The sequence below is a fragment of the Clostridium sp. chh4-2 genome (assembly GCF_002899675.1).
Lineage (GTDB): Bacteria > Bacillota > Clostridia > Lachnospirales > Lachnospiraceae > CHH4-2.
Window position 1 is genome coordinate 18,889 of sequence record NZ_PKUU01000021.1, and the last position, 19,888, is coordinate 38,776.

The 19,888-nt window shown below is 46.0% G+C and carries 17 protein-coding genes; 3 read left to right on the forward strand and 14 right to left on the reverse strand.

What is annotated here, in order from left to right; translation table 11 throughout:
- Positions 1-13: 13 nt before the first annotated feature.
- A complete protein-coding gene (locus C0033_RS19550) occupies positions 14-1,756 on the forward strand; it encodes a sensor histidine kinase (RefSeq protein WP_103229587.1) in 1,743 nt (580 codons plus the stop codon).
- Positions 1,750-3,300, forward strand: a complete 1,551-nt coding sequence (locus C0033_RS19555) for a response regulator (protein ID WP_103229588.1) — start codon at positions 1,750-1,752, stop codon at positions 3,298-3,300. Before C0033_RS19550 ends, C0033_RS19555 begins: the two co-directional genes overlap by 7 nt.
- Positions 3,301-3,365: 65 nt before the next feature.
- Here the strand turns inward: C0033_RS19555 and C0033_RS19560 are convergent, their stop codons facing one another.
- From C0033_RS19560 to C0033_RS19590, 7 genes are all read right to left on the reverse strand, one after another.
- Positions 3,366-5,957, reverse strand: coding sequence for a M56 family metallopeptidase (locus C0033_RS19560; RefSeq protein ID WP_103229589.1), 2,592 nt, complete (start codon positions 5,955-5,957; stop codon positions 3,366-3,368).
- The gene (locus C0033_RS19565; protein WP_103229590.1) at positions 5,950-6,333 is read right to left on the reverse strand and encodes a BlaI/MecI/CopY family transcriptional regulator; all 384 of its coding nucleotides are present in this window, start codon (positions 6,331-6,333) and stop codon (positions 5,950-5,952) included. The genes C0033_RS19560 and C0033_RS19565 overlap by 8 nt, the downstream gene beginning before the upstream one ends.
- A 297-nt stretch (positions 6,334-6,630) precedes the next feature.
- Positions 6,631-7,836, reverse strand: a complete 1,206-nt coding sequence (locus tag C0033_RS19570) for a uroporphyrinogen decarboxylase family protein (RefSeq protein ID WP_103229591.1) — start codon at positions 7,834-7,836, stop codon at positions 6,631-6,633.
- A gap of 18 nt (positions 7,837-7,854) precedes the next feature.
- Entirely contained in the window at positions 7,855-9,222 is a 1,368-nt protein-coding gene (locus C0033_RS19575) for a sulfatase-like hydrolase/transferase (protein ID WP_180994825.1), read from the reverse strand.
- A 94-nt stretch (positions 9,223-9,316) separates the two neighbouring features.
- Positions 9,317-10,828, reverse strand: coding sequence for a tripartite tricarboxylate transporter permease (locus tag C0033_RS19580; protein WP_103229593.1), 1,512 nt, complete (start codon positions 10,826-10,828; stop codon positions 9,317-9,319).
- 33 nt (positions 10,829-10,861) lie between these two features.
- Positions 10,862-11,836 carry a tripartite tricarboxylate transporter substrate binding protein gene (locus C0033_RS19585; protein WP_103229594.1) on the reverse strand — a complete coding sequence of 325 codons (975 nt, stop codon included), beginning with the start codon at positions 11,834-11,836 and terminating at the stop codon, positions 10,862-10,864.
- A gap of 48 nt (positions 11,837-11,884) precedes the next feature.
- On the reverse strand, positions 11,885-12,349 hold the full coding sequence (locus C0033_RS19590; protein ID WP_180994826.1) for a tripartite tricarboxylate transporter TctB family protein: 465 nt from the start codon (positions 12,347-12,349) through the stop codon (positions 11,885-11,887).
- Positions 12,350-12,640: 291 nt separating this feature from the next.
- Here C0033_RS19590 and C0033_RS19595 point away from each other — a divergent pair, with 291 nt between their 5' ends.
- The gene (locus tag C0033_RS19595) at positions 12,641-13,702 is read left to right on the forward strand and encodes a LacI family DNA-binding transcriptional regulator (protein ID WP_103229596.1); all 1,062 of its coding nucleotides are present in this window, start codon (positions 12,641-12,643) and stop codon (positions 13,700-13,702) included.
- Between the two features lie 125 nt (positions 13,703-13,827).
- On the opposite strand, the gene C0033_RS19600 is transcribed toward C0033_RS19595, so the two are convergent.
- The 7 genes from C0033_RS19600 to C0033_RS19625 all read right to left on the reverse strand — a co-directional run bounded on the left by C0033_RS19600 (position 13,828) and on the right by C0033_RS19625 (position 19,887).
- Entirely contained in the window at positions 13,828-15,231 is a 1,404-nt protein-coding gene (locus tag C0033_RS19600; RefSeq protein WP_103229597.1) for a PLP-dependent aminotransferase family protein, read from the reverse strand.
- A gap of 58 nt (positions 15,232-15,289) precedes the next feature.
- Complete coding sequence (locus C0033_RS27820; RefSeq protein ID WP_347501201.1) at positions 15,290-16,603, reverse strand: L,D-transpeptidase family protein; 1,314 nt, start codon at positions 16,601-16,603, stop codon at positions 15,290-15,292.
- Between the two features lie 70 nt (positions 16,604-16,673).
- A complete protein-coding gene (locus C0033_RS27530; RefSeq protein WP_242984557.1) occupies positions 16,674-16,886 on the reverse strand; it encodes a hypothetical protein in 213 nt (70 codons plus the stop codon).
- 182 nt (positions 16,887-17,068) lie between these two features.
- Positions 17,069-17,860 carry an RnfABCDGE type electron transport complex subunit B gene (locus tag C0033_RS19610; protein ID WP_347501202.1) on the reverse strand — a complete coding sequence of 264 codons (792 nt, stop codon included), beginning with the start codon at positions 17,858-17,860 and terminating at the stop codon, positions 17,069-17,071.
- A gap of 16 nt (positions 17,861-17,876) precedes the next feature.
- Entirely contained in the window at positions 17,877-18,452 is a 576-nt protein-coding gene (rsxA, locus tag C0033_RS19615; protein ID WP_103229599.1) for an electron transport complex subunit RsxA, read from the reverse strand.
- 13 nt (positions 18,453-18,465) lie between these two features.
- Entirely contained in the window at positions 18,466-19,257 is a 792-nt protein-coding gene (locus tag C0033_RS19620) for an electron transport complex subunit E (protein WP_103229600.1), read from the reverse strand.
- A gap of 15 nt (positions 19,258-19,272) precedes the next feature.
- Positions 19,273-19,887: an RnfABCDGE type electron transport complex subunit G gene (locus C0033_RS19625; protein WP_103229601.1), complete on the reverse strand. Its 615-nt coding sequence runs from the start codon at positions 19,885-19,887 to the stop codon at positions 19,273-19,275.
- Between the last annotated feature and the right edge of the window lies 1 nt (position 19,888).

A 19,888-nucleotide genomic window follows, 5' to 3' on the forward strand; every position in this document is an offset into this window, starting at 1 on the left:
AAAAGAGGATGTCATGAAAAAAAACAGTCTGCTTTCCAAGCTGATTCTCTCGAATTTAATGTTCTTTTTACTGCCTGCCGTCGTATTTTTGATTCTTGCTTCCGTCTTTTTCAGCAACCGCCTGCTTTCAGACCGCCGGGCCACAACTCAGTACATACAAAACGACGTGTCAACTTCCGTCTCCAATTTATTGTCCGGCATCAGCAACCTGTCCATTTCCATCATTGCGGACGAGACAATACGTGAATTCATACTGGCGGATAATCCAGCGCCTACTTCCGAATATCTGGAGCAGTATTCCTCTGCCCTCTCCACGCTGCAGACCATGATATCCCAAAATACTGCCGTACAAAATATCTACATCCAGACAGCCGATGACCGCCAGCTCTGTACCGGCGCCTATTCCAAAAATGCTCCGATTTTCACCGGGCAGGAATTTGACGGCATGAACAGCACCTATGGCCAATGGGTTCTGTTTTCAGATGGAAAATATCTGAATTTCTGCCGTTCCATACGCAATATGTACCATCCCGAAGAAAAAATCGCTTATTTAAAAATCATTTTGGACAGTTCTGCCCTCCGCCGTTTTTTTGCTTCCTCCCAAATGCCGGACGACATCTGCTTTGCATTGTGGAGTCAGGACGGACAGCTGCTGACCCATAATCTCACCGATTCAAACCGGTGGCTGTTAAATGAAGCGGATACGGAAACCCTTTTCCGTCTAAAACAGGGCGAACGGATTTCCCTCCATGGGCCGGACGGATACTATCACGCCCTTTCCTCCCGGATGTTTCACGGCAGGTTATATCTGACGGAACTTGCCCTTGATAAAAAGAACGTTTACAGACGGATGATATTGATTATTATTCTGGCGCTGACCACTCTCTTTGCAGTCTTTGCCACGGTACAGATTATCTTTTACCGTCACTTTTTGGTAAAACCAATTTTACATCTGGGGAAATTAATGGAATCCATAGAATCGGAAGATTATTCGGTTCAGTTTAACTATAAGGTCAGCCGGGAATTGGAACAGCTGACCAGCCGTTTCAACACCATGTCAAAACGGCTTCATTTTTTATACAACCAGGTTTATCAGACGAATCTGAAATATAAAGACGCAGAAATTCAAAATCTGCAGGCGGAAATAAATCCTCATTTTTTATATAATGTGCTGGATTCGATCTGCTGGCTGATCGAACTGAAGCGGACAGAACATGCGTCCAGAATGGTGAGAATGCTCTCCTCCCTGTTCCGCCTGTCGCTGATACGGACGGAAGACGGTCTGATCCCTTTATCAAAAGAACTGGAACATGTGAATCTATATGTGAAGCTTCAGCAGGAACGTTTTGAAAACCATTTTCAGTTCACTTTAGAGGTGGATGAATCCGTCGATCCCTCTTCCATCTATGTGATGAAGCTTCTTTTACAGCCTTTAGTGGAAAATGCCATTGTCCACGGCATCGTTCCGGACCGCAATGACGGAGAAATCATCGTAACGGTGTACCAGGAGGATCAGAATCTGATCTATCACATATACGATAACGGCGTAGGCATTGATCCTGATTATATCCAAAGCCTGCTGTCCCACTCCAATCCGCCTTCCGATACGCACGGCCTGGCATTGAACAACATCAACGAACGCCTGAAGTTAAAATACGGCGATTCTTACGGCCTGGCTTACTTCCATCCCGGTATCGGAGGCAGCATCTTCATCGTCAGACAACCAATCATCACAAAGGAGGACCGGTCATGTTAAAAATCTTATTAATCGATGATGAATCCATCGTCCGCCAGGGACTGCGCCAGTCGGTTGACTGGTCTGCCCTGAATCTTACCGTTGTAGGGGAAGCCGACAGCGTTTCCGCCGCTTTAAACCTGGCCATGTCATACCGGCCGGATATCTTTCTGTGCGATATACGCCTCCCCGGCGGCGACGGCTTTACGTTTATCGACAAGGTTAAAAAAATCCTCCCCCATTCGCAGATCATTATTTTAAGCGGCTATGGGGATCAGGCCTACATGCTGAGCGCAATCCGCCACGGAGTATGCGCCTATCTGTTAAAACCGTCCTCCGTATCCGAAATATCGGAGGCCTTAACAAAAGCCTCCAACCTGATATACGAACAGAGAAGCAAAGACCTGGACTACCAAAAAAGCTCCCAGTTTCTCTATGAAAATACGGACACCCTGAAAATGCATTTTTTTGACAAACTGCTGACCCAAACTATGTCCTTAAACCAGTTCGCCTCCTACTCCTCTTCCCTTGGTTTAAAACTGGAGGGGCCGTTTTTCCTTTTGCTTTTAACAAACCGGCCTTCTATCGCGTCCATGTGGGACTATGTGAATAAGCTGGCTTTTTCGTTTAAAGATTATGATCCTATCATTTCGCCGCTTCCCAGCAAGGATTTAATGGCCGTCATTTTAAATGTTCCTGACAACAATCCGCCTTCCGCTCTGGTAAATGCCTGCTGCTCGCCGGCCTTTCCTGCTGCCGGGTCCCCCCTCTGTATCACGCCCCTTTACAGCAGCCCGCTGTTATTCAGCCAGTATTTCAGGAAAATGGAGGATTTTCTCAGCAGAAGCATGTGGTTTCACCCTAACGAAATCTATCCCGCAGATACATTAACCCTTCCTCCGTTTCCCCTCAAACAGTTCCGGGAATTAGAAGATCTGTTTGTGATATCCTTAAAAAATGAGGAAGGCGCCGCGTCTTACCAGGCATTCCTCCAAATCTTGAATATGCTGGAAACCTGCAAGGCAGAAAATGCAAAGTTCCGGGAAGAGATTTCATACCTGCTCCGGATCGCCTGCACCATACGAAATGTCAAAGAGCCGCTGCCGCTCAATATCCCACTTAACACAGAGGACGTAAAAAGGTTATTCATTCAGCATTTGGGGGACTTTTCCAAAATGACTGCTAAAACTGCCGGAAAATCCCTGGCGCAAAAGGCTCTCGACTTCATTCAGGCGCATTATCAGGAAAGCCTGACTTTAGACAGCATTGCGGAAGAATTATTCATCTCTCCTACCTATCTGTCTCATTTGATTAAAGAAAAAACGGACCGCGGATTTCAGGACTGGCTTCACTATTTCCGTATTCAAAAAGCCTGCCGGATGCTGATAGAAACAGATCTGACAACGAATTCGATCTCGGAAGCGGTTGGTTATCATTCTTATAAATTATTTTCAGAGCATATAAAAAAAGAAGTGGGAATGACGGCTTCCGAATACCGTTTTCATCATAAGGGCAGCGGATTGCAGCTTTTAGGTGAAGAACAAATCCGTAATAGACAGCCATAGAGGAACAGGAAATGGGGCCGATGCTTCCGCACCGGCCCCATCGCTTATCTTTCCAGTATCCCCCTTTAAAAAGCCCCGTCCTTAAAGTGAACGCTTCGCGCCATCTTCAGCGCATCGTCGCGCTGGTATAAGTCCGCATTCAGGGAGACCGAATACATCTTATCGCTGTCCTCTTTGGCGAAGAATACATACCACATGCGGGATGTTTTGTTTTCTTCTGAAATAGGGCCATACTCCGCTTCTGCCTCTTCCAGCGCGGCCGGAGTGTACAGATCATGCTGTACCAGGATGATTAGGGCCGGAACTTCACAGTCGGCGATGGAAACAGGTTCCGAGAGAATGGAAGTATGATTCCACGGCAGCCCCATAAGGCTACCCTTTTCAATTCCTCCGGTAACTCCGGTTCCGTCATAGCGTTTTACCGCCCCCGCCGCTCTCCACTCCGCGGGAACTGATTCTTCATCTATGTAACGGGATAATTCCTCTAACCGGTTAATCCCCTCAGGATCAGATGTGAGGAAAAGATTCCCTCCGGTTTCCATCGTCGCCAGATAGCCTCCATTGGCCAGCCCGTCAGGAAGATGGTATGTCAGATAATCCTCCATGCTTTTGTGTGTTTCAAAAAATTCCCGAATCCCCTGTTCATCCGAAAGCTCAATCCCATACTGAGCTGTATTTTCCGGCGTTTCATAGATCGTGATCCATTCTCCTGTAGACAGGCGCTGTACGGCAATATATTGCAGACTGTCATCCGCATTGCCATAGGCGATCAGCAGTTCATAATTATCTTCCCCATATGGAAATTCATACCGTTTTATCACATCCGGCGTTTCGTTATTTCCGCTTATGCTGTCCGGTTTTGGAAAGCCTTTTGTCATAAGGTCCAGCTGTTCCATAGTGGAAACGCCTGCCAGCCTTACCACATCATAGGATGTGATGCGGCCGGAATGTTCTTCTGCCGCTGTTTGAGAAGCCGTCTCTACCGATGCGGCATCCGCCTGTTGATTCTGCAGCGCTTCCGGAATGGAGGTGATCTCCTCCGGAATCCAGATTCCGTCTGATCCATGGGGCTGTATCATGGTGACTGCCGACCTGCTTCCATCTGAAAAGGTGTACACAACGGTAGTCGTACTTCCGGCGGTCAGGGCAATTCCATAGCCGCCGTGAAGATTCAGAAGATATTCCATGGCCCGTTCAGGGACGAATAAATCCTGATAAACCGGATCTGATTTAGCCATCTCATTAAGCGCTTCACTCATCCCGTCCTTTCTGTAATCCATAGCCGTATCTGAAATTTTCCCTCCATAAGCTTCCTTAAATTCATCAGCGGATACAATCTGGTCATATTCTTCAAATACTTCCTGGTCCACATACCAGGTTCCCCTCACCTTTTTCCATGTAAGCCATTCTTTCCAAACCCAGCGGTGAGGATCGGATGTCATGGCATAATAGGTCAGCTCTGTAACCCCATTGTCGGAATAGACGCGGTACTGACCATCCATAGGCCATGGGCTCGACCATCCAAAACTGACGAAATCATCCCCCGGCTCAGACTGCACCAAATCGATCTGATAAAAATCATCCAAATGTTCCGGATTATACATCGCCTTCAGGGACTGCCCGTCTCTATCGCAAAATGCTTCCGCCCACTGTCCGCTCCTGACATAGATCTCCCTTTGGGTATTCTGCCCGGTATAGGTACAGAGAACCAGCACAACCAGCGCGGCCGGTATAAGAATCGAGGTAATCCTTGTCATCCTGGGATCTTTCGCCAGAGTTATGATTCTCTCTTTCATCGCACCTTTTCCATTGTTCAGTTCAGACGGAACGCTGAAAAAACCGGGCGCGTATTTTTTATCGGATGCCAGATCAATGAGAACTCTCCCATAGGCAAACCGTTCTTCTTCCCCCAACCGCTTGACCGCCGCCGCGTCGCAGGCCAGCTCACAATCCCGTTTGGATAAAAATGCCGCTGCCCAGACAAGGGGATTCACCCAGTAAACGCAAAGCAGAATACAGCGCAGAGCGCTCCAGATATGGTCATGATGGAGTGCGTGGCAGTCTTCGTGGACCAGGACATAGCGCACCTTTTCCGGCTCCTTTGCCATTCGTTCCGGAAGATAGATGGCCTTGTCTCCCAAATAAGCCACAAAACACGGAGAGGCTAAATTCTTCACACAATATACGGGAAGTTTAGTGATACCATCCGTATTCCCCTTATACCGCTCCCGCTGAAAATAAAGGCGTCTGGAAAAATGAAGATTCATACAGACCATCCATACAAAAAGCAGGATGCTGACGCTTACCCAGATCATCAGAATGATAAACAGCCAATCGGTTCCAGCCGTTTTTCCGGCCAAAACCGCCTGATCCGCCGGATTTACCTGTCCTGCTGCTAAATGAACCGCAGCCGGCGTTAATTTCGTGCCGGCAGACACATTTTCCCTGACTGATTCTGCGGCATTCATTACGCTGAACCGGCTTTGAAGGTTCTTTAAACGGCCGAAAAACGGGTACAGCAAAGGGAAGCACAGCCGCAGAGCTGCAACAGACCACAAGCCGTACTGCACCTGAGGGCTGATCCGCCCTTTTAACAGGAAACGGATCAGGCAGATTCCCATAATCAGCACCGATGAGGTTATCAACGTCTCAGCCATGTCTCTCCTCCTCCGCCTTTTGCAGAATTGCCTTCAAATCGTCAATATCTTTCGAAGACAGCTCATGGGAATCCACCATGGCATTGACCATCAGGCTCAGGCTCCCCTGATAAACCCGGTTTAAAAAGCCTTTCGTTTCCTCCAAGGCTGCCCCCTCCTTGGTGACGGCCGGATAAAACTGCTTTGCCTTGTCCCCTTCTTCATGGCGCACCGCGCCTTTGGCTTCCAGGCGCTTTAACATAGTGATGATCACATTCTTTCCCCAGCCCGTATTTCCTTCCAGCTCTTTTGTCAGCTGAGTGATTGTTTTGGGAGGGCTCTGCCACAATAAATTCATTAATTTCCATTCTCCGTCCGATAAGCTGATCTTTTCCATATGTGTATTCTCCAATTCTCTGACTTCCCGATTTGTCGACTGATGTTTTTTTGTTATAGTATACATTTGTATACCTTAATTATAGACAGCGGGACATTGAATGTCAACGGTTAACGGAAATTGTAAGAAACTGTATTTCAACTGAATTTATTCTGTATTCCGGACGCCAGTTGACTGACCGGGAATGAGATAGACGTTTTGACCAAACCAGCGTAAAAACGTACAGAATAGGAAGGCAGTTCCGGCATTCGCCGTCCCGCCTTCCTATTCTGTACGTTCCTTTTGTAATCCCCTGTTTTATTCGTTGGTCACTTCACGGGCTGCCTCCGTCCAGCGCCGCACTCTGAATATCGTATCTTCAATAGCGCTCCGGTCAAATGAGGGCGCGTTGACAGCACTCACCTTCAATCCCACTCCCAAAACACCGCTTCTCTCACAGCACTCCATCACATAACGCACCTTTTCTTTCATCTGTTCCGGCCCGGCCCTCAGAACATCCAGTTCCGGATTCATGCAGACTTCCAAAGGAGCTTTATCCCGAAATGCGCAGCCCGCCTCATAGATATCCGTCCACGGCCCCACGTTGAACATGGCCAACCGGTCCAGTTTTGCTATATCAGGGAGCATCTTTGTAACGTTTCCGCAGCTGTGCCAATAACTGATTCCTCCGTGATATTCCGACAGCTCCTGTTCGTATGGAAAAATCATTTGGCGGTAAAGTTCGGGCGAAATGGTGGGCACATTCACCTCATCATTAAACAGATTGCCCGGATGGCGGGGCGTTTTCAGATAGTCATGCATATCATCAAACCATTGTTTTCTGGAATCCGTAATGAGCCGCAGTTCCTGATGCGCAAATTCGGGATCTCCGATCATATCCATCAGAAACTCGCCGTATCCCCGCAGATAAAATGCCACGCCCAGCACACTTCTGATCCATTCCGGGAACAGAATCTCAAAATCATCGTCCACAAGTTCCTTTGCCTCTTCATAGGCCCGGATCAGGCGGGGCATAATACCGCTTTTATAAAAATCCACCCGTTCTATCCGTTTGATATCCTCCGGCTCCCGGATGACAGGTTCTGTTAAAATGCAGGGGTCCGCGTCCTTTGAATACTCCGCTTTCACTCCGAAAATCGTACCTTCCAGTACGGTGCTTCCCCACATGGGCAGCCATTTTTCCAAAAACGTGTCATCCGGAAAGTTCTTGAACCGGAATATCATGATGCGAAGATAATTTTCCACAAATACCCGGGCATTAAAATAATAGTCGTTAATATCGAAACCGAAGTATTTGGACCATGTAAGCGTCTGAATATCCGCAGTGATGGGAACCTGCCCATCCCGCCAGGAACGGTCGGATTTGGGAGTGGCCCGCCATTGTTCCCTGCTGCAGTGATCCAGCCCCTTCCACATGGACCGGCGGCGTCTGTTTTCTTCGCTTTCTTCCAGCTGCCTGTATTCCTCCATCAAACGTTGGATCGAATCTTTCTTCCTATCCATCTCTTCTTTCCTTTCCTGTCAGACAATGTGCAGTTTCTGAATGCGATTCTGCTCCCGCTCATGTGTATACTGCGACAGTTCGATCCGTCTGTCCAGAATTTGAGCGGCCAATTCATATTCAACTCCAATATAAAGCGGATTTCCGGCCAGATTTACACATTCCTCCGAATCTGATTTCAAATTATACAGTCCTGTAATTCCGCCCTGCTGCGGGTCATAAATCATCTTCCATCCTGCCGTCCGTATCATAACTCCGGTTCCCAGCTCCGAAATCACCATGCTGTGAGAAGATCCTCTCCGTTCCAATATCATTGGAATCAGGTTTTTTCCGAACCTTTTTCCGTTTTCTTCCTGTTTTACACCGGCAAGCTCCAAAATCGTCGGATAGAGATCCAGAAGGGAAACCAGCGCTTTGCATTTTTTACTGCCGTTCATCATGGTATCCTTTGGAATCCCGGGCCCAGCCATGATCAGCGGAACGCCGACGCTTCCTTCATAAAAATTGCGTTTATCCCAAATGCCATGATCCCCCAGATTGTCTCCATGATCCGACGCGAATATAAACACCGTATTTTCATATTCCCCCTTTTCCCTGAACAGATCCAGCATTTTCCCAATGTATCCGTCAATAACAGCGCATTTCTGCAAATAATGAGCCCTCCGAAGCCTGCAGTTTTCCGGATCTTTTGCCTCCACAGGCGAAAAAACGGATTCGGGATCGATCGTCAGCTCGCCCGGATGCCAGAGGGGAGGATGGGGGCCGATAAAGGACCATTGAAAATAAAGCGGTTTTTCAAATTTATGGGACCGGATAAACTCAGCGCCTGATTCATAGATAAAATGTTCCGCTGTATAAGGTTCTTCAAAAACATGTTTAAAAAAATTATCTCCATGATTGGGATTCACGGAAACAGCCCGAAACTCTTCCAAAAGTCCGTGTTTTTCCAAAAAATGCGTATAGGCGTCGCTGTTTGAAAGGTTTTCCCCGTCATCCAGCACCTGAATCACTGTATCAAAGCCATAACGCCCGATTAATTCATCGTCCGCTGTAATATCACGGAATTTTCCGTAGCTGTCAATAAAATGGTGTTTGCCTATCATTGCAGTTTCATAACCATGATTCCTGAGCAGATTCGGATAAGTCCGAAGCCTCATCTCATCGCTGACCGGCTCTGCTCCGTTGCCGCAGATTCCGGTCTGATGCGGCAGCAGTCCGGTCATCATAGAAACCCGCGCCGGCTGACAGAGCGGCGCCGGGGTATAGGCATTGGAAAAACAAGTTCCTTCCGCGGCCAGTCTCTGCACATTAGGCATATAATCAAGCGCTTCTCTCCTGCACTGATCCGTCATAATCAGGACAATATTTGATTTTTTGTTCTCTCTCATGTCAATCTCCATTCCGCGCGCCGTAACCTGTGACTTAAAATTCATTATCCCTGCCGCGCGCCCCGTTTCGCATCATAAAATAATTTGAACTGCCCTATTTTTCCGGTTTCATCTTCCCACTTTTAGCTGTTGTTTTGAAATTTCCTACAAACATCAAGACCGCCAATAGAACCACTGCGATGGAAAGGGGTCTCGTAAACATATATTGAAATACAGAGATCCCCTTTGCCCCGGCAATCAGCATTGAATTTCTCAGGTTCACCTCTATCAGATTTCCTAAAATCAGCCCCAGCAAAATGGGAGGCGACGGAATACCGCACCTTGAAAATATCACGCCCAAAAAGCCGCATATAATCGCAATCACCACATCATATACGCTGTTTCGGGCGCTGTATGCGCCGATCAGGGAACTGATGATCACCACGGGAATAATGTAACGGATCTTTATCTTTAATATCTGGGAAAATAAAGGGACGCCGCAGATTCCAATCACTCCCATAGCCAGTACGGCAAACAGCATTCCGATCGTAAAACTATATGCCAGCTCCGGCGTTTCTCCGAATAATTTAGGGCCTGGCGTAATGCCATGGATCAAAATCGCGCTGTATATAATGGCGGCCGTAGCCGATCCGGGTATTCCGAGAGCCAACAGAGGAATCAGAGATCCTCCTACCGCAGCGTTATTAGAGCTTTCGGCTGCGATAATTCCGCTCTCATTGCCTTCTCCAAACGGAACCTCACCCTCTTTGCAGTTTCGCTTGGCTTCTCCATAGGAAACAAAGGAAGAAATCGCTCCGCCTGTGCCGGGAAGAATGCCAATCCAAATGCCGATCAGCGTGGACTTTATGAGAGTCGCCATTTTTACCGTCAATTTACGGACCACTTCCATTACTCTGATTCTTTCAAGAGCCACAGCACCTTCTTCCTGGTTCTGACCCGCTCCGTCACACTGACGAACCATCTCAGCCAGCGCAAAAAAGCCTACGATAGCCGGGATCAAACCGATTCCGGAAGAAAGAGGCGCAATTCCAAATGTCAGACGGGTATGCCCGGTCAGCGAATCCACTCCGACCATGCTTAAAAATACACCGAACAGTGTGGCAAAGCAGCCCTTCATCAACCCGGTGCCGGACAAGCTGCCAACCACAGCCAGTCCCACGACTGCAATCAAAAACATCTCCGGCGGGCCGAAGCGCAGAGCGATGCCTGCCAGAAGCGGCGCAAAAAAGATCAGAACTAAAACTCCGCAGAAACCACCGAATACAGAAGAAAGAATCGAATAATACAGAGCTTCCCTGCCTCTTCCTTTTTTCGCCATAGCATATCCTTCGATGGCAGTACATGCGGCCTCACTGGAACCCGGCACATTGATCAGGATACCGGAAATCGATCCTCCGTAAGAAGATCCCATATAGATTGCCCCCAAAAGCAAAAGGCTGTGTACGGAACTGAGTCCATAAGTGGCCGGCAGCAGTATGGCAATGCAGATGGAGCCGTTAAGCCCCGGTATAGCGCCAAAAACCACTCCCAGAACTGCGCCCAGCAAGGTGATAAACACCGTATCGAAAGAAAGCAGCCCTTTAAAAACAGCTAAAATTATCTCCATATGCATCCTCCTTACAGATACGCTCTTTTACCACTATTTCTTATCAGCCTGCCATTTTTCCAGTCCGCCTTTAATTCGTTTAATGTTATCGATTATATAAGTTCCCGCCTCTTCTCCGCCTTTATATGCGGGGATTGCATCAATCGCTTCCAGATTGTCCTTGAATTCCTGGTTGTTTCCCACCTTGTCAAGGGCAGAACGAAGCACGGTCAGCACGTCGTCGGGAGCCCCCTTGGGCATAATCAGAATAAAATTCTGTACGATATTCACATCATATCCACATTCCGTAAAAGTGGGAACATCCATACAGGTGGGCAGCCTGTCCGGGCTTGTCACTCCCACCACTTTAAGTCCCTGATCCACCGCCTGCTGATAAAATTGTGCAGTAAGAAGTCCAATATCCACATGTCCGCCTGCAATGGACGCCAGATTATTGGCTCCGCTGTCATTGACAATCTGAGTGAACTCCGTACCGGTATTCACTTCCAGAGTCGACATCACCTCCGCGATTCCGGAAGGCGTTCCAAGCGTCAGTTTTCCGGGATTCTGGACCGCATATTCCATCACTTCCTGGAGGGAGTTAAATGTACTGTTTTTTCCTAAAACCATTATGTAAGCCGTCATATTCGTTACGGCCAGATACTCCCAGCTGTCCTCCGTATACTTGGTATCCGTATATAAAACGGAGTGGATTGCCTGAACCGTATCCGCGGACAGATCAAGCGTATAGCCGTCCGGTTTAGAAGCGGCAGTTTCATTAAGCCCTACAACTCCGTCGCCGCCGGTTTTATTCACTACCACAACGGGAATTCCCAGCTCTTTTTCCAACAGAGGGGCGATGGCCCTGGCAGTCAGATCGCTTCCGCCTCCAGCCGCTCTTTCCACAATAATTGTTACGCTCTTGTTTTTATCCGGATATTTCGCTTCTTGTTTTGCACAGCCTGTCAAACCCGCCATACATAAAACAATTCCGGCCAGAAAAAAACAAACCTGGTTCTTTTTCAGCATAGTAAATTACCTCCTTATATTAAAATCATTCCGATTATCAAGTGCATATTAAATCAGAAGCCCTGACGGCGTCGGCACATGCAGAACCAGGTGAAAAATGATAAATAAAACCGCTGCTGTCACAAAGCAAAAGATACCATTGCAGATAAGAGTCTTTTTAAAGTTTTTCCGGCGGATCACCAGAGAACAAACACCCATCATTCCCAAACATAAGGATACGTAAAAACCGAGAATCCGAATGAACAAAGCAGTTACGAGCATAATACCAAAAATCAGCAGCTCCTGCTTATTCATCAGTTTTTCCGTCTCTTTCTGTTTTTCTTTTTTTAAAGAGGACATAAAGCTGAATGCTCCTATGAAAATAAAACAACTGCCGGTCAGCGCAGGAAACATCCGAACTCCCGGGCCATACTGCAAGGCTGAAATCAGGATAATCAGGCCGAAAAGCAGCATGGCTAAAGAAATCATGCACTCGCGGGTTTTTATTTTCTTTTTTACTAATATCGGTTTCATAATCCTCCCCCATTCCATATTAGTTAAATATTAGTATTAATATTTAACGTTTTATTAATTGTGTCGTTGTTTTTATACTAACACATGTCACATTTTTTGTCAAATATTTCATCATAATTTGTGCATTTTATTTATGTCAGTATTTTATTTAATAATTTCCCTCATTTATTATTACTAATATTTTTATTAATAATTATTAATTTATGGACAGCTTCCATTGATTTTCTTTTCCAAATACGCTAATATATATTTATAACTATTAAACAGATCACGAGGACTTGATAATATATCATGCAGAACACAAATAAATCAAACGGCAAGAAAGTCACAACCATAGATATAGCAAAATTATCCGGAGTTTCCCAATCCACAGTCTCCTTTGTTTTAAATAATAAAGAAGGAATTTCCATCTCCGAGGAGACGCGAAAAAAGGTCCTGGACTGCGCCAATGCTCTTGGATATGTTCACAAATCCGCCTCTTCCCGCCTCAAGAAAAAGAATCCGGTCATCGGGTATGTATTTCCGTCTTTTGCCAATATCTTTCATTTTATGGCCGCCCAGATCATTGACAGCGAAGCCGGAAAACGGGGGTGCCATACAGTTTTATGCAATACCAGGCGGGAACGCCAAAGCGAGGCGGAGCAGGTGGAATGGCTGATCAGCCAAAAAGTAGACGGAATTATCTATTCTTATAATCCTATAGAATTGGATCTGATCGAAACTTACAGCCGCCAGGTTCCCATCGTGATCCTGGCGGAAAAGAATTATAACATCAATATTAATACCGTATCGTTAAACAGTTTTAAATCCGGGGAACTCATTGCAGAACATTTAATAGAATTGGGTCATCAGAATTTTGCATTTATTACCACGCCGCTATCCAGCCGGGCGATCTCGCGCAAGCTTCGGTTTGAAGGGGTTATTTCCGCTCTGCAAAAATATGGGCTTGAAAACCATATGGAGATCTGTCAGGCAGAGAAAGAGAACGAGGCGCTCAGCGGCTGCGGCGATGAAGTGAATGTGGGATATGCACTTACCAAAGATCTGCTGTCACGCAGACATGATATTACTGCCATGATCGGGCTGAACGATATGTTTGCCATCGGCATCTGCAAAGCGCTCCACGAATCCGGGATCAGGATACCGGAAGATATATCGGTCTGCGGTTTCGATAATCTGTTCATCTCAGACTATATCTTCCCTTCCCTCACCACGGTGGACCACTTTTTATTACACCGGTGCAGGGCCGCGTTAGATATGCTGATCGATCATACTGCTTCAAGTGGGGATGACATCATTAAAATCGAATATGATCCAAAATTAATCATACGAGGTTCAACCGGGCCTGGTTAATGCAAACTTTTATTCAGTCGGACCGAAAAACTCAAGAGAAAAAGAGATTTAAAGTTAAACCTGAAGGCTTTTTCGAAAATGCCTTCAGGTTCTATGTAACAGTTACTATATCTTTTCCGCCCCGTCTATACAATAAAAACCGGCGCTTTATTTTTCTGTTTTTCTACAAACTGTTTTACCTCCCTCAGCCCTGCCTTCAACTGAGTTTCATTATCTGCAGAACAGGTAGCAATTCGCAGTGCATTAGCCCTCTCCGTATTTCCGCAGAAAAACCGCTCCGCCCCAAACACACTGATCCCTCTGTTTGCCAGTTCTATCTCGCACATCCTTCCGGTACATGTCTCCGGCAGTTCCAGCCATTGATAATAGGAATTGGGGCAAACCGTACTTTCCGGGAAAAATGAAGCATAAATCTGATTTCTTTTAACCGCCGCTTTCCGCTTTCTTCGAATAATCTTCTTATCCATTCCGCTTCGTATAACTTCCGTGGCTATTTCTATATTCAATGAAGAGATTTTCAAATTCTGGCTAAATATTCCTTGTTCCATTGGCACAATAAACCGTTCCGGCAAATACATATAAGCAATCCTAAGTCCCGGACAAATGGGTTTTGACAATCCGCTGAGATAAATGCAATGTTCCGGCGCTTCAAGCGTAACAGGTACATATGGTTCCTCAAGAAGAGCCGCATAATTATCATCTTCAATCGCAATTAAATTTCGTTTTCGGATAATATCTCCAATTGCTTTTTTTCTCTCATTGGAAAAAGCAATGTTAGTTGGATTGCTTCCTGCCGGCATCATATAGATTCCTCTGATCTTACGCAAAGTGCATGCCTTTTCCAGTTTTTCCGGCAGCATTCCCTCCCTGTCATTTTCAATCGGCACAAGCTGAAGGTAAAGCAGGTTTGCCAGGCTAATAAAATTGGGATAAGTGTACGTATCTACCGCAATACAATCCCCAGCTTCAAACAGAGTTGAAAGAATGATTGCCAGAGCATTCTGAGCACCGCTTGCAATCATGGTATTGCGTTCATTTGCTTCGATCCCGCTGCGCCTCAGCCATTGAGCAGCTGTCATAATTTGTTCTCTGTCTCCTAAAGGATGTGAATATTCAAATAACCGCTCTGCCCCCGGCTTTGTCAAAAGCTTTATGGTCAAATCACGAATATCCACGTTCGAATCATAAAAGGGATGTATGACAGCCAGTTCAATCTCTGCCCGCGTGTTTTTCTCTACGGTTGATGTAGAAGCGCCAGCATAAGGTGTTACAAATGTTCCTTTCCCTGTTACTGCATGGATCAGTCCCCTCATCTCTCCCAGCTTATAAGCCTTTGTAATAGTGCTTAGGTTCAAATCTAAAAAATCAGCCAATTCCCTTTGAGGCGGCAGCTTCGTCCCTGCTGTAAGTTTCCCGTTTTTTATATCCTGCTCCATCAAATCAGCAAGACAATAATAAAGCGGATGCGTCAGTCTGTTCCTATCCGGTTTCCAAGACATCGGATAATCTTCAAATGAATTTACGGGCATGATACTCTCCTCCAATTATTCTAACTGTAATTTCACTAAAACGGTCTGCTCTGTCTTTTTATTCTGAAAGAACCGGTTCCATGGCCCGCACAGGCAATTCACCAGTATGTTGTTCAGACGCCTCCGTTATTCCCGGCCCCACTGAAGGCCCGGGCTGAACCACTGTCTCTAACAGCGGTTCTACCGTCTCTGCTTCCAAATCAGATGCACTTTCTTTCTGTGCAGGTCCTTCCGGAATAGTTTCCTCCGAGACAGTCTCTGCAGGATTAGTTTCTGCCGGCTCCGTTTCTACCTGCTCCATTTCTACTGGCTCCATTTCAATCGTTGTCGTTTCAACAGGCTCCGCATCCACCGGTTCTGAGCTTTCCATCGTTGTTTCCGGTTCCTTTCCAACATGACTGTTGGTCTTTGCAGATGTATCCTTTGTCGTCTTATTGGTTTCCGTGCCGTCTAAATGATAGCAAAGAACCGGAGTCCCTTTTTCAATATTATCAAAAATAGTCTTTGCAGCCACCGGCGGCAGGTTCACGCAGCCATGAGAACCGTTCTCTTTGTAAATTGTTCCGCCGAAACTGGATCGCCAGTAGCCATCATGCATTCCAATATTCCCATTAAAGGGCATCCAATATGTCACCGGTGTTTTGTAATTGCTCCCCTTTAAAACAGCGTCCTTCTGTTTATAAGTCAGTTCATAACACCCCACAGGAGTGCTCCAGCCCTTTGCCTCATTTCCTGACACAAAATCGGATTCAATCAGCATTTTCCCCTCTTTATAATAGAACAGATGCTGAGCTGTCAAATTAATTTCCACATAGGTATCCCCATAATCCGGGCCATCATGGCTGTTCGCAGTCTGAAGATAAACCGGCTCCCGATCTCCGCTTTCGCCTGTCTCTATTATCTCAATCAGCCTATCCACTTCCGCGCCTTGATCGATCATCCAGCCATAGTGTCCCTTTGTGATTTTTACAGTCGGACCATAAGAGGTTTTTAATTCCTTAACGCAGTAGGCCGTATTGTACTTTTTGGCAAGTTCCTTCACATATTCCTCAACTTTTTTGCGATCAACCGACACCTTTCTATTTTCATCCACGTTCAACCAATCTATGATGATATTCCCGTCCACCACTTCGGACCGGCTGCCGAACCGATAAGTGACATTTACCGAAATATATTGTTCCCACTGCTCTTTTTGCCTTATTAAAACCGGATCTTCCTCGTCATTTATAATCTGACAGAGTTCTGTTTCCTCCATATCTTTTGGGATTTCTTCTGTTGTCGTCCCGATCACTTCTGTTCCATCAATAACCGTATGTGGAAGAAAGGGATCTTTATAGCAGATACTGACTGCCGTATATCCAATTATCATCATTATCACAAAGCCAAACACAATCTTTATTAAAAGCCTTCTGCTTTTCTTTCTTTTCTTTGTACATTGGACCTTATGTTTTCTTGCAGTTCTCCTGCTGTCTCTGTTTACCTCCGGTACCGGTCTCGTATGCGGCTTTTTTCGGCTCTGCCTTATTCGCTCCATTGCTGCCACTCCATTTCCTATTTTCATCCTGTTGTTCGGCTGTATCTTCCTCTTCTTTTGCATTATAACAGCACATGCTTCTCTCGAAAAGCAAAGAATTGTATGCCCTACATTTTGTCATAATTCAATATTCGCAAAAGATAATCTAATACGTTTTCGGAAGCTGTATGGGATAAGCAGGAGATTATATATCCAGAACCGGATATGATAAAGATAATCGTTAGCAGGATGGAACCAGACATGATTCATTGCAAATTAAAAGCCAGGGCATATGATATACCCTGACTTTTAATATTCTGCCTATTATTTAATAATCTTAACCGGACATTTCGCCGCGCACTTGCCGCAGTTCGTACATTTCTCATAGTCGATAACGGCTACGTTATTATCCATATGGATTGCGTCAAATTCGCACTGTTTGGTACAAAGGGTACATCCGATACAGCCGGACGCACATTTCGCCTTAACATCTTTGCCCTTATCGTGAGAACTGCACTGTACCAGATGTTCTGCACTGTACGGTACCAGTTCGATCAGATGGTTCGGGCAGACTGCGGTACACTTGCCGCAGGCAACGCATTTTTCCTTGTCGACTACTGCTACGCCGTCGATTACATGGATGGCGTCAAAGGCGCAGGCCTTTACACAGGAGCCGTAACCCATACATCCGTAAATACAAGCTTTTTCGCCGGCGCCAGGAACAACGGAAACCTTCTGACAGTCGTCAATACCAAAGTAATTGTACTGTAATTTTGTTTTATCACAGGTACCTTTACATTTTACAAAAGCTACTTTCTTTTCTGCGCTTCCGCTTTCAACACCCATGATAGCGGCAATCTTTTCCGCTACAGGAGCGCCGCCTACCGGACATGCTCCAACTTCTGCTTCTCCGGCCGCAATGGCTTTTGCAAGACCGTCACAACCAGGATATCCGCAGCCGCCGCAGTTGTTGCCCGGCAGTTCATTGCGGACGAGAATTTCTTTTTCGTCTACTTCTACTTTAAACTTTTCACTGGCAACTCCCAGCAGTACGCCGATCAATAATCCAACCAGACCTACTACGACAGCTGCTGCTAACATTCCCTGTACTATCATTCTCCGTCTCCTCCCCTTAAATTAATCCGGAAAATCCGAAAAACGCGATTGCCATCAGGCCTGCGGTAATCAGGACGATCGGTGATCCCTGAATTGTATGAGGGATGTCATTATGTTCAATTCTTTCGCGGATACCAGCCAGCATAACGATGGCGATGGTAAAACCAACTGCTGTACCGAAACCATTCACAACGCTGGTTACGAAGTTGTATTCTTTCTGAACATTGGTTAAAGCCACACCTAAAACTGCACAGTTTGTAGTAATCAAAGGAAGGAACACGCCCAGAGACTCATAAAGAGCCGGCATGGATTTCTTTAAAAACATCTCTACAAACTGAACCAAAGCTGCGATAACCAGGATAAATACGATTGTCTGGAGATATTCCAAATGGAAGGTTACCAGAATTCCATCGTAAATCAAGCTTGCTACAATTGATGCAATCGTAATAACAAAGATTACGGCCGCACCCATACCTGCAGAAGTCTCTACTTTCTTAGAAACGCCAAGGAATGGACACAGACCTAAGAACTGGCTCAGTACGACGTTGTTCACAAGCGCGGAGCCAATCGCTACTAACAATAACTCTTTCATCTAATCCATCCTCCTATTCTTCTTTTTTACCGGTAGCTGCATTTAACTGTGCCTGTTTTGCTGCTACTTCTGCTTTTTTCTTTTCTAATGCTTCTTCTTCCGCCTGTCTTAAACGGGTTTCCAGAATGTCGTGGTTTGCCATACAGGAAGAACCGCTGCAGGAGCTGCAGTTGCCGCCGCATGCCAATTTTGACTTAGGAGCGGAACCGTTGGTTGCAGAAGGAGCTTTAAAATAGTTCTGAAGAGCTGTTAAAAGTGCCAGTACGAAGAACGCGCCGGGAGCCAGAACAAAGATTGAGATTCTGAAATCTTCCGGAACAAATTCCATACCGAAGAATGCGCCTGATCCTAAGAATTCACGGAAAATACCGATAAAGGTTAAGCCTACGGTAAATCCAAGTCCCATTCCGATACCGTCAAAGCAGGATAACAGAGGGCCGTTCTTAGATGCATAGGATTCTGCACGTCCGAGGATGATACAGTTAACTACGATCAGAGGGATATAAATACCCAGTGAATCATACAGGGAAGGAAGATATCCCTGGATCAACAGCTGTACAACTGTTACTAATGAAGCAACGATTACGATAAATGCCGGAATACGAACTCTGTCCGGAATGATATTACGCAATGCTGAAATAATAATATTGGACATAATCAGTACGACTGTGGTACTAAGTCCCATACCCAAACCATTCACAGCTGAGGTTGTGACCGCCAATGTAGGACACATACCTAACATCAGGACGAAGGTCGGGTTTTCTTTTATAATACCGTTATATAAACGTTCTTTACATGTATTCAAACTTCCCACCTCCTGTTATTGTGCCATGCAGTTATCCGCAAAATAAACTGCTGCGTTCACTGCATTGGTTACTGCGTTGGATGTTATGGTAGCACCGCTCATAGCATCGATTTCACTGTCAGATGCAGCACCTGATTTTGTTACGGTAAATGATTCTGCCTTTTTATTGGAGAACTGGTCTTTAAATGCCGGTTTTGTAGCATTCATACCAAGACCCGGTGTTTCGGAAAGTGAAAGGAATTCAATTCCCTTAACCGTTCCATCTAAATCAATACCTACGGAAATGCTTACCGCACCGCCGAAACCGTCTTTTGATGTTGCAGAAACTACGGAACCAACGGAAGCGCCGCTGCCGTCTACGACTTCAACTGCTTCAGAAACTAATACATTGCCGTATCCCATGCCGGCTAACGCTTCGTTCGCTGCCGGAATCGCGGCTGTAATTTCATCGCTGGAAGAGAATTTATAATCCCCAGGGAAAACAACTCTGTAAGCTGCTTCTTTCGCTTCCTGCTGGGCTTTTGCAATCGGTTCTTTTGTGATTGTATAAACACCGCCAAGACAAACACCTGCTATCAGAGTAATCACAAATAAGATAACAGCGTCTTTCATAAATCCACCTTTACTCATC

What these genes read in the sequence shown, in the direction of transcription:
- C0033_RS19550 (WP_103229587.1), top strand. Translation starts at nt 14, where the DNA reads ATGAAAAAAAACAGTCTGCTTTCCAAGCTGATTCTCTCGAATTTAATG.
- C0033_RS19555 (WP_103229588.1), top strand. Translation starts at nt 1,750, where the DNA reads ATGTTAAAAATCTTATTAATCGATGATGAATCCATCGTCCGCCAGGGA.
- C0033_RS19560 (WP_103229589.1), bottom strand. Translation starts at nt 5,957, where the DNA reads ATGGCTGAGACGTTGATAACCTCATCGGTGCTGATTATGGGAATCTGC.
- C0033_RS19565 (WP_103229590.1), bottom strand. Translation starts at nt 6,333, where the DNA reads ATGGAAAAGATCAGCTTATCGGACGGAGAATGGAAATTAATGAATTTA.
- C0033_RS19570 (WP_103229591.1), bottom strand. Translation starts at nt 7,836, where the DNA reads ATGGATAGGAAGAAAGATTCGATCCAACGTTTGATGGAGGAATACAGG.
- C0033_RS19575 (WP_180994825.1), bottom strand. Translation starts at nt 9,222, where the DNA reads ATGAGAGAGAACAAAAAATCAAATATTGTCCTGATTATGACGGATCAG.
- C0033_RS19580 (WP_103229593.1), bottom strand. Translation starts at nt 10,828, where the DNA reads ATGGAGATAATTTTAGCTGTTTTTAAAGGGCTGCTTTCTTTCGATACG.
- C0033_RS19585 (WP_103229594.1), bottom strand. Translation starts at nt 11,836, where the DNA reads ATGCTGAAAAAGAACCAGGTTTGTTTTTTTCTGGCCGGAATTGTTTTA.
- C0033_RS19590 (WP_180994826.1), bottom strand. Translation starts at nt 12,349, where the DNA reads ATGAAACCGATATTAGTAAAAAAGAAAATAAAAACCCGCGAGTGCATG.
- C0033_RS19595 (WP_103229596.1), top strand. Translation starts at nt 12,641, where the DNA reads ATGCAGAACACAAATAAATCAAACGGCAAGAAAGTCACAACCATAGAT.
- C0033_RS19600 (WP_103229597.1), bottom strand. Translation starts at nt 15,231, where the DNA reads ATGCCCGTAAATTCATTTGAAGATTATCCGATGTCTTGGAAACCGGAT.
- C0033_RS27820 (WP_347501201.1), bottom strand. Translation starts at nt 16,603, where the DNA reads ATGATGATAATTGGATATACGGCAGTCAGTATCTGCTATAAAGATCCC.
- C0033_RS27530 (WP_242984557.1), bottom strand. Translation starts at nt 16,886, where the DNA reads ATGACAAAATGTAGGGCATACAATTCTTTGCTTTTCGAGAGAAGCATG.
- C0033_RS19610 (WP_347501202.1), bottom strand. Translation starts at nt 17,860, where the DNA reads ATGATAGTACAGGGAATGTTAGCAGCAGCTGTCGTAGTAGGTCTGGTT.
- rsxA (WP_103229599.1), bottom strand. Translation starts at nt 18,452, where the DNA reads ATGAAAGAGTTATTGTTAGTAGCGATTGGCTCCGCGCTTGTGAACAAC.
- C0033_RS19625 (WP_103229601.1), bottom strand. Translation starts at nt 19,887, where the DNA reads ATGAGTAAAGGTGGATTTATGAAAGACGCTGTTATCTTATTTGTGATT.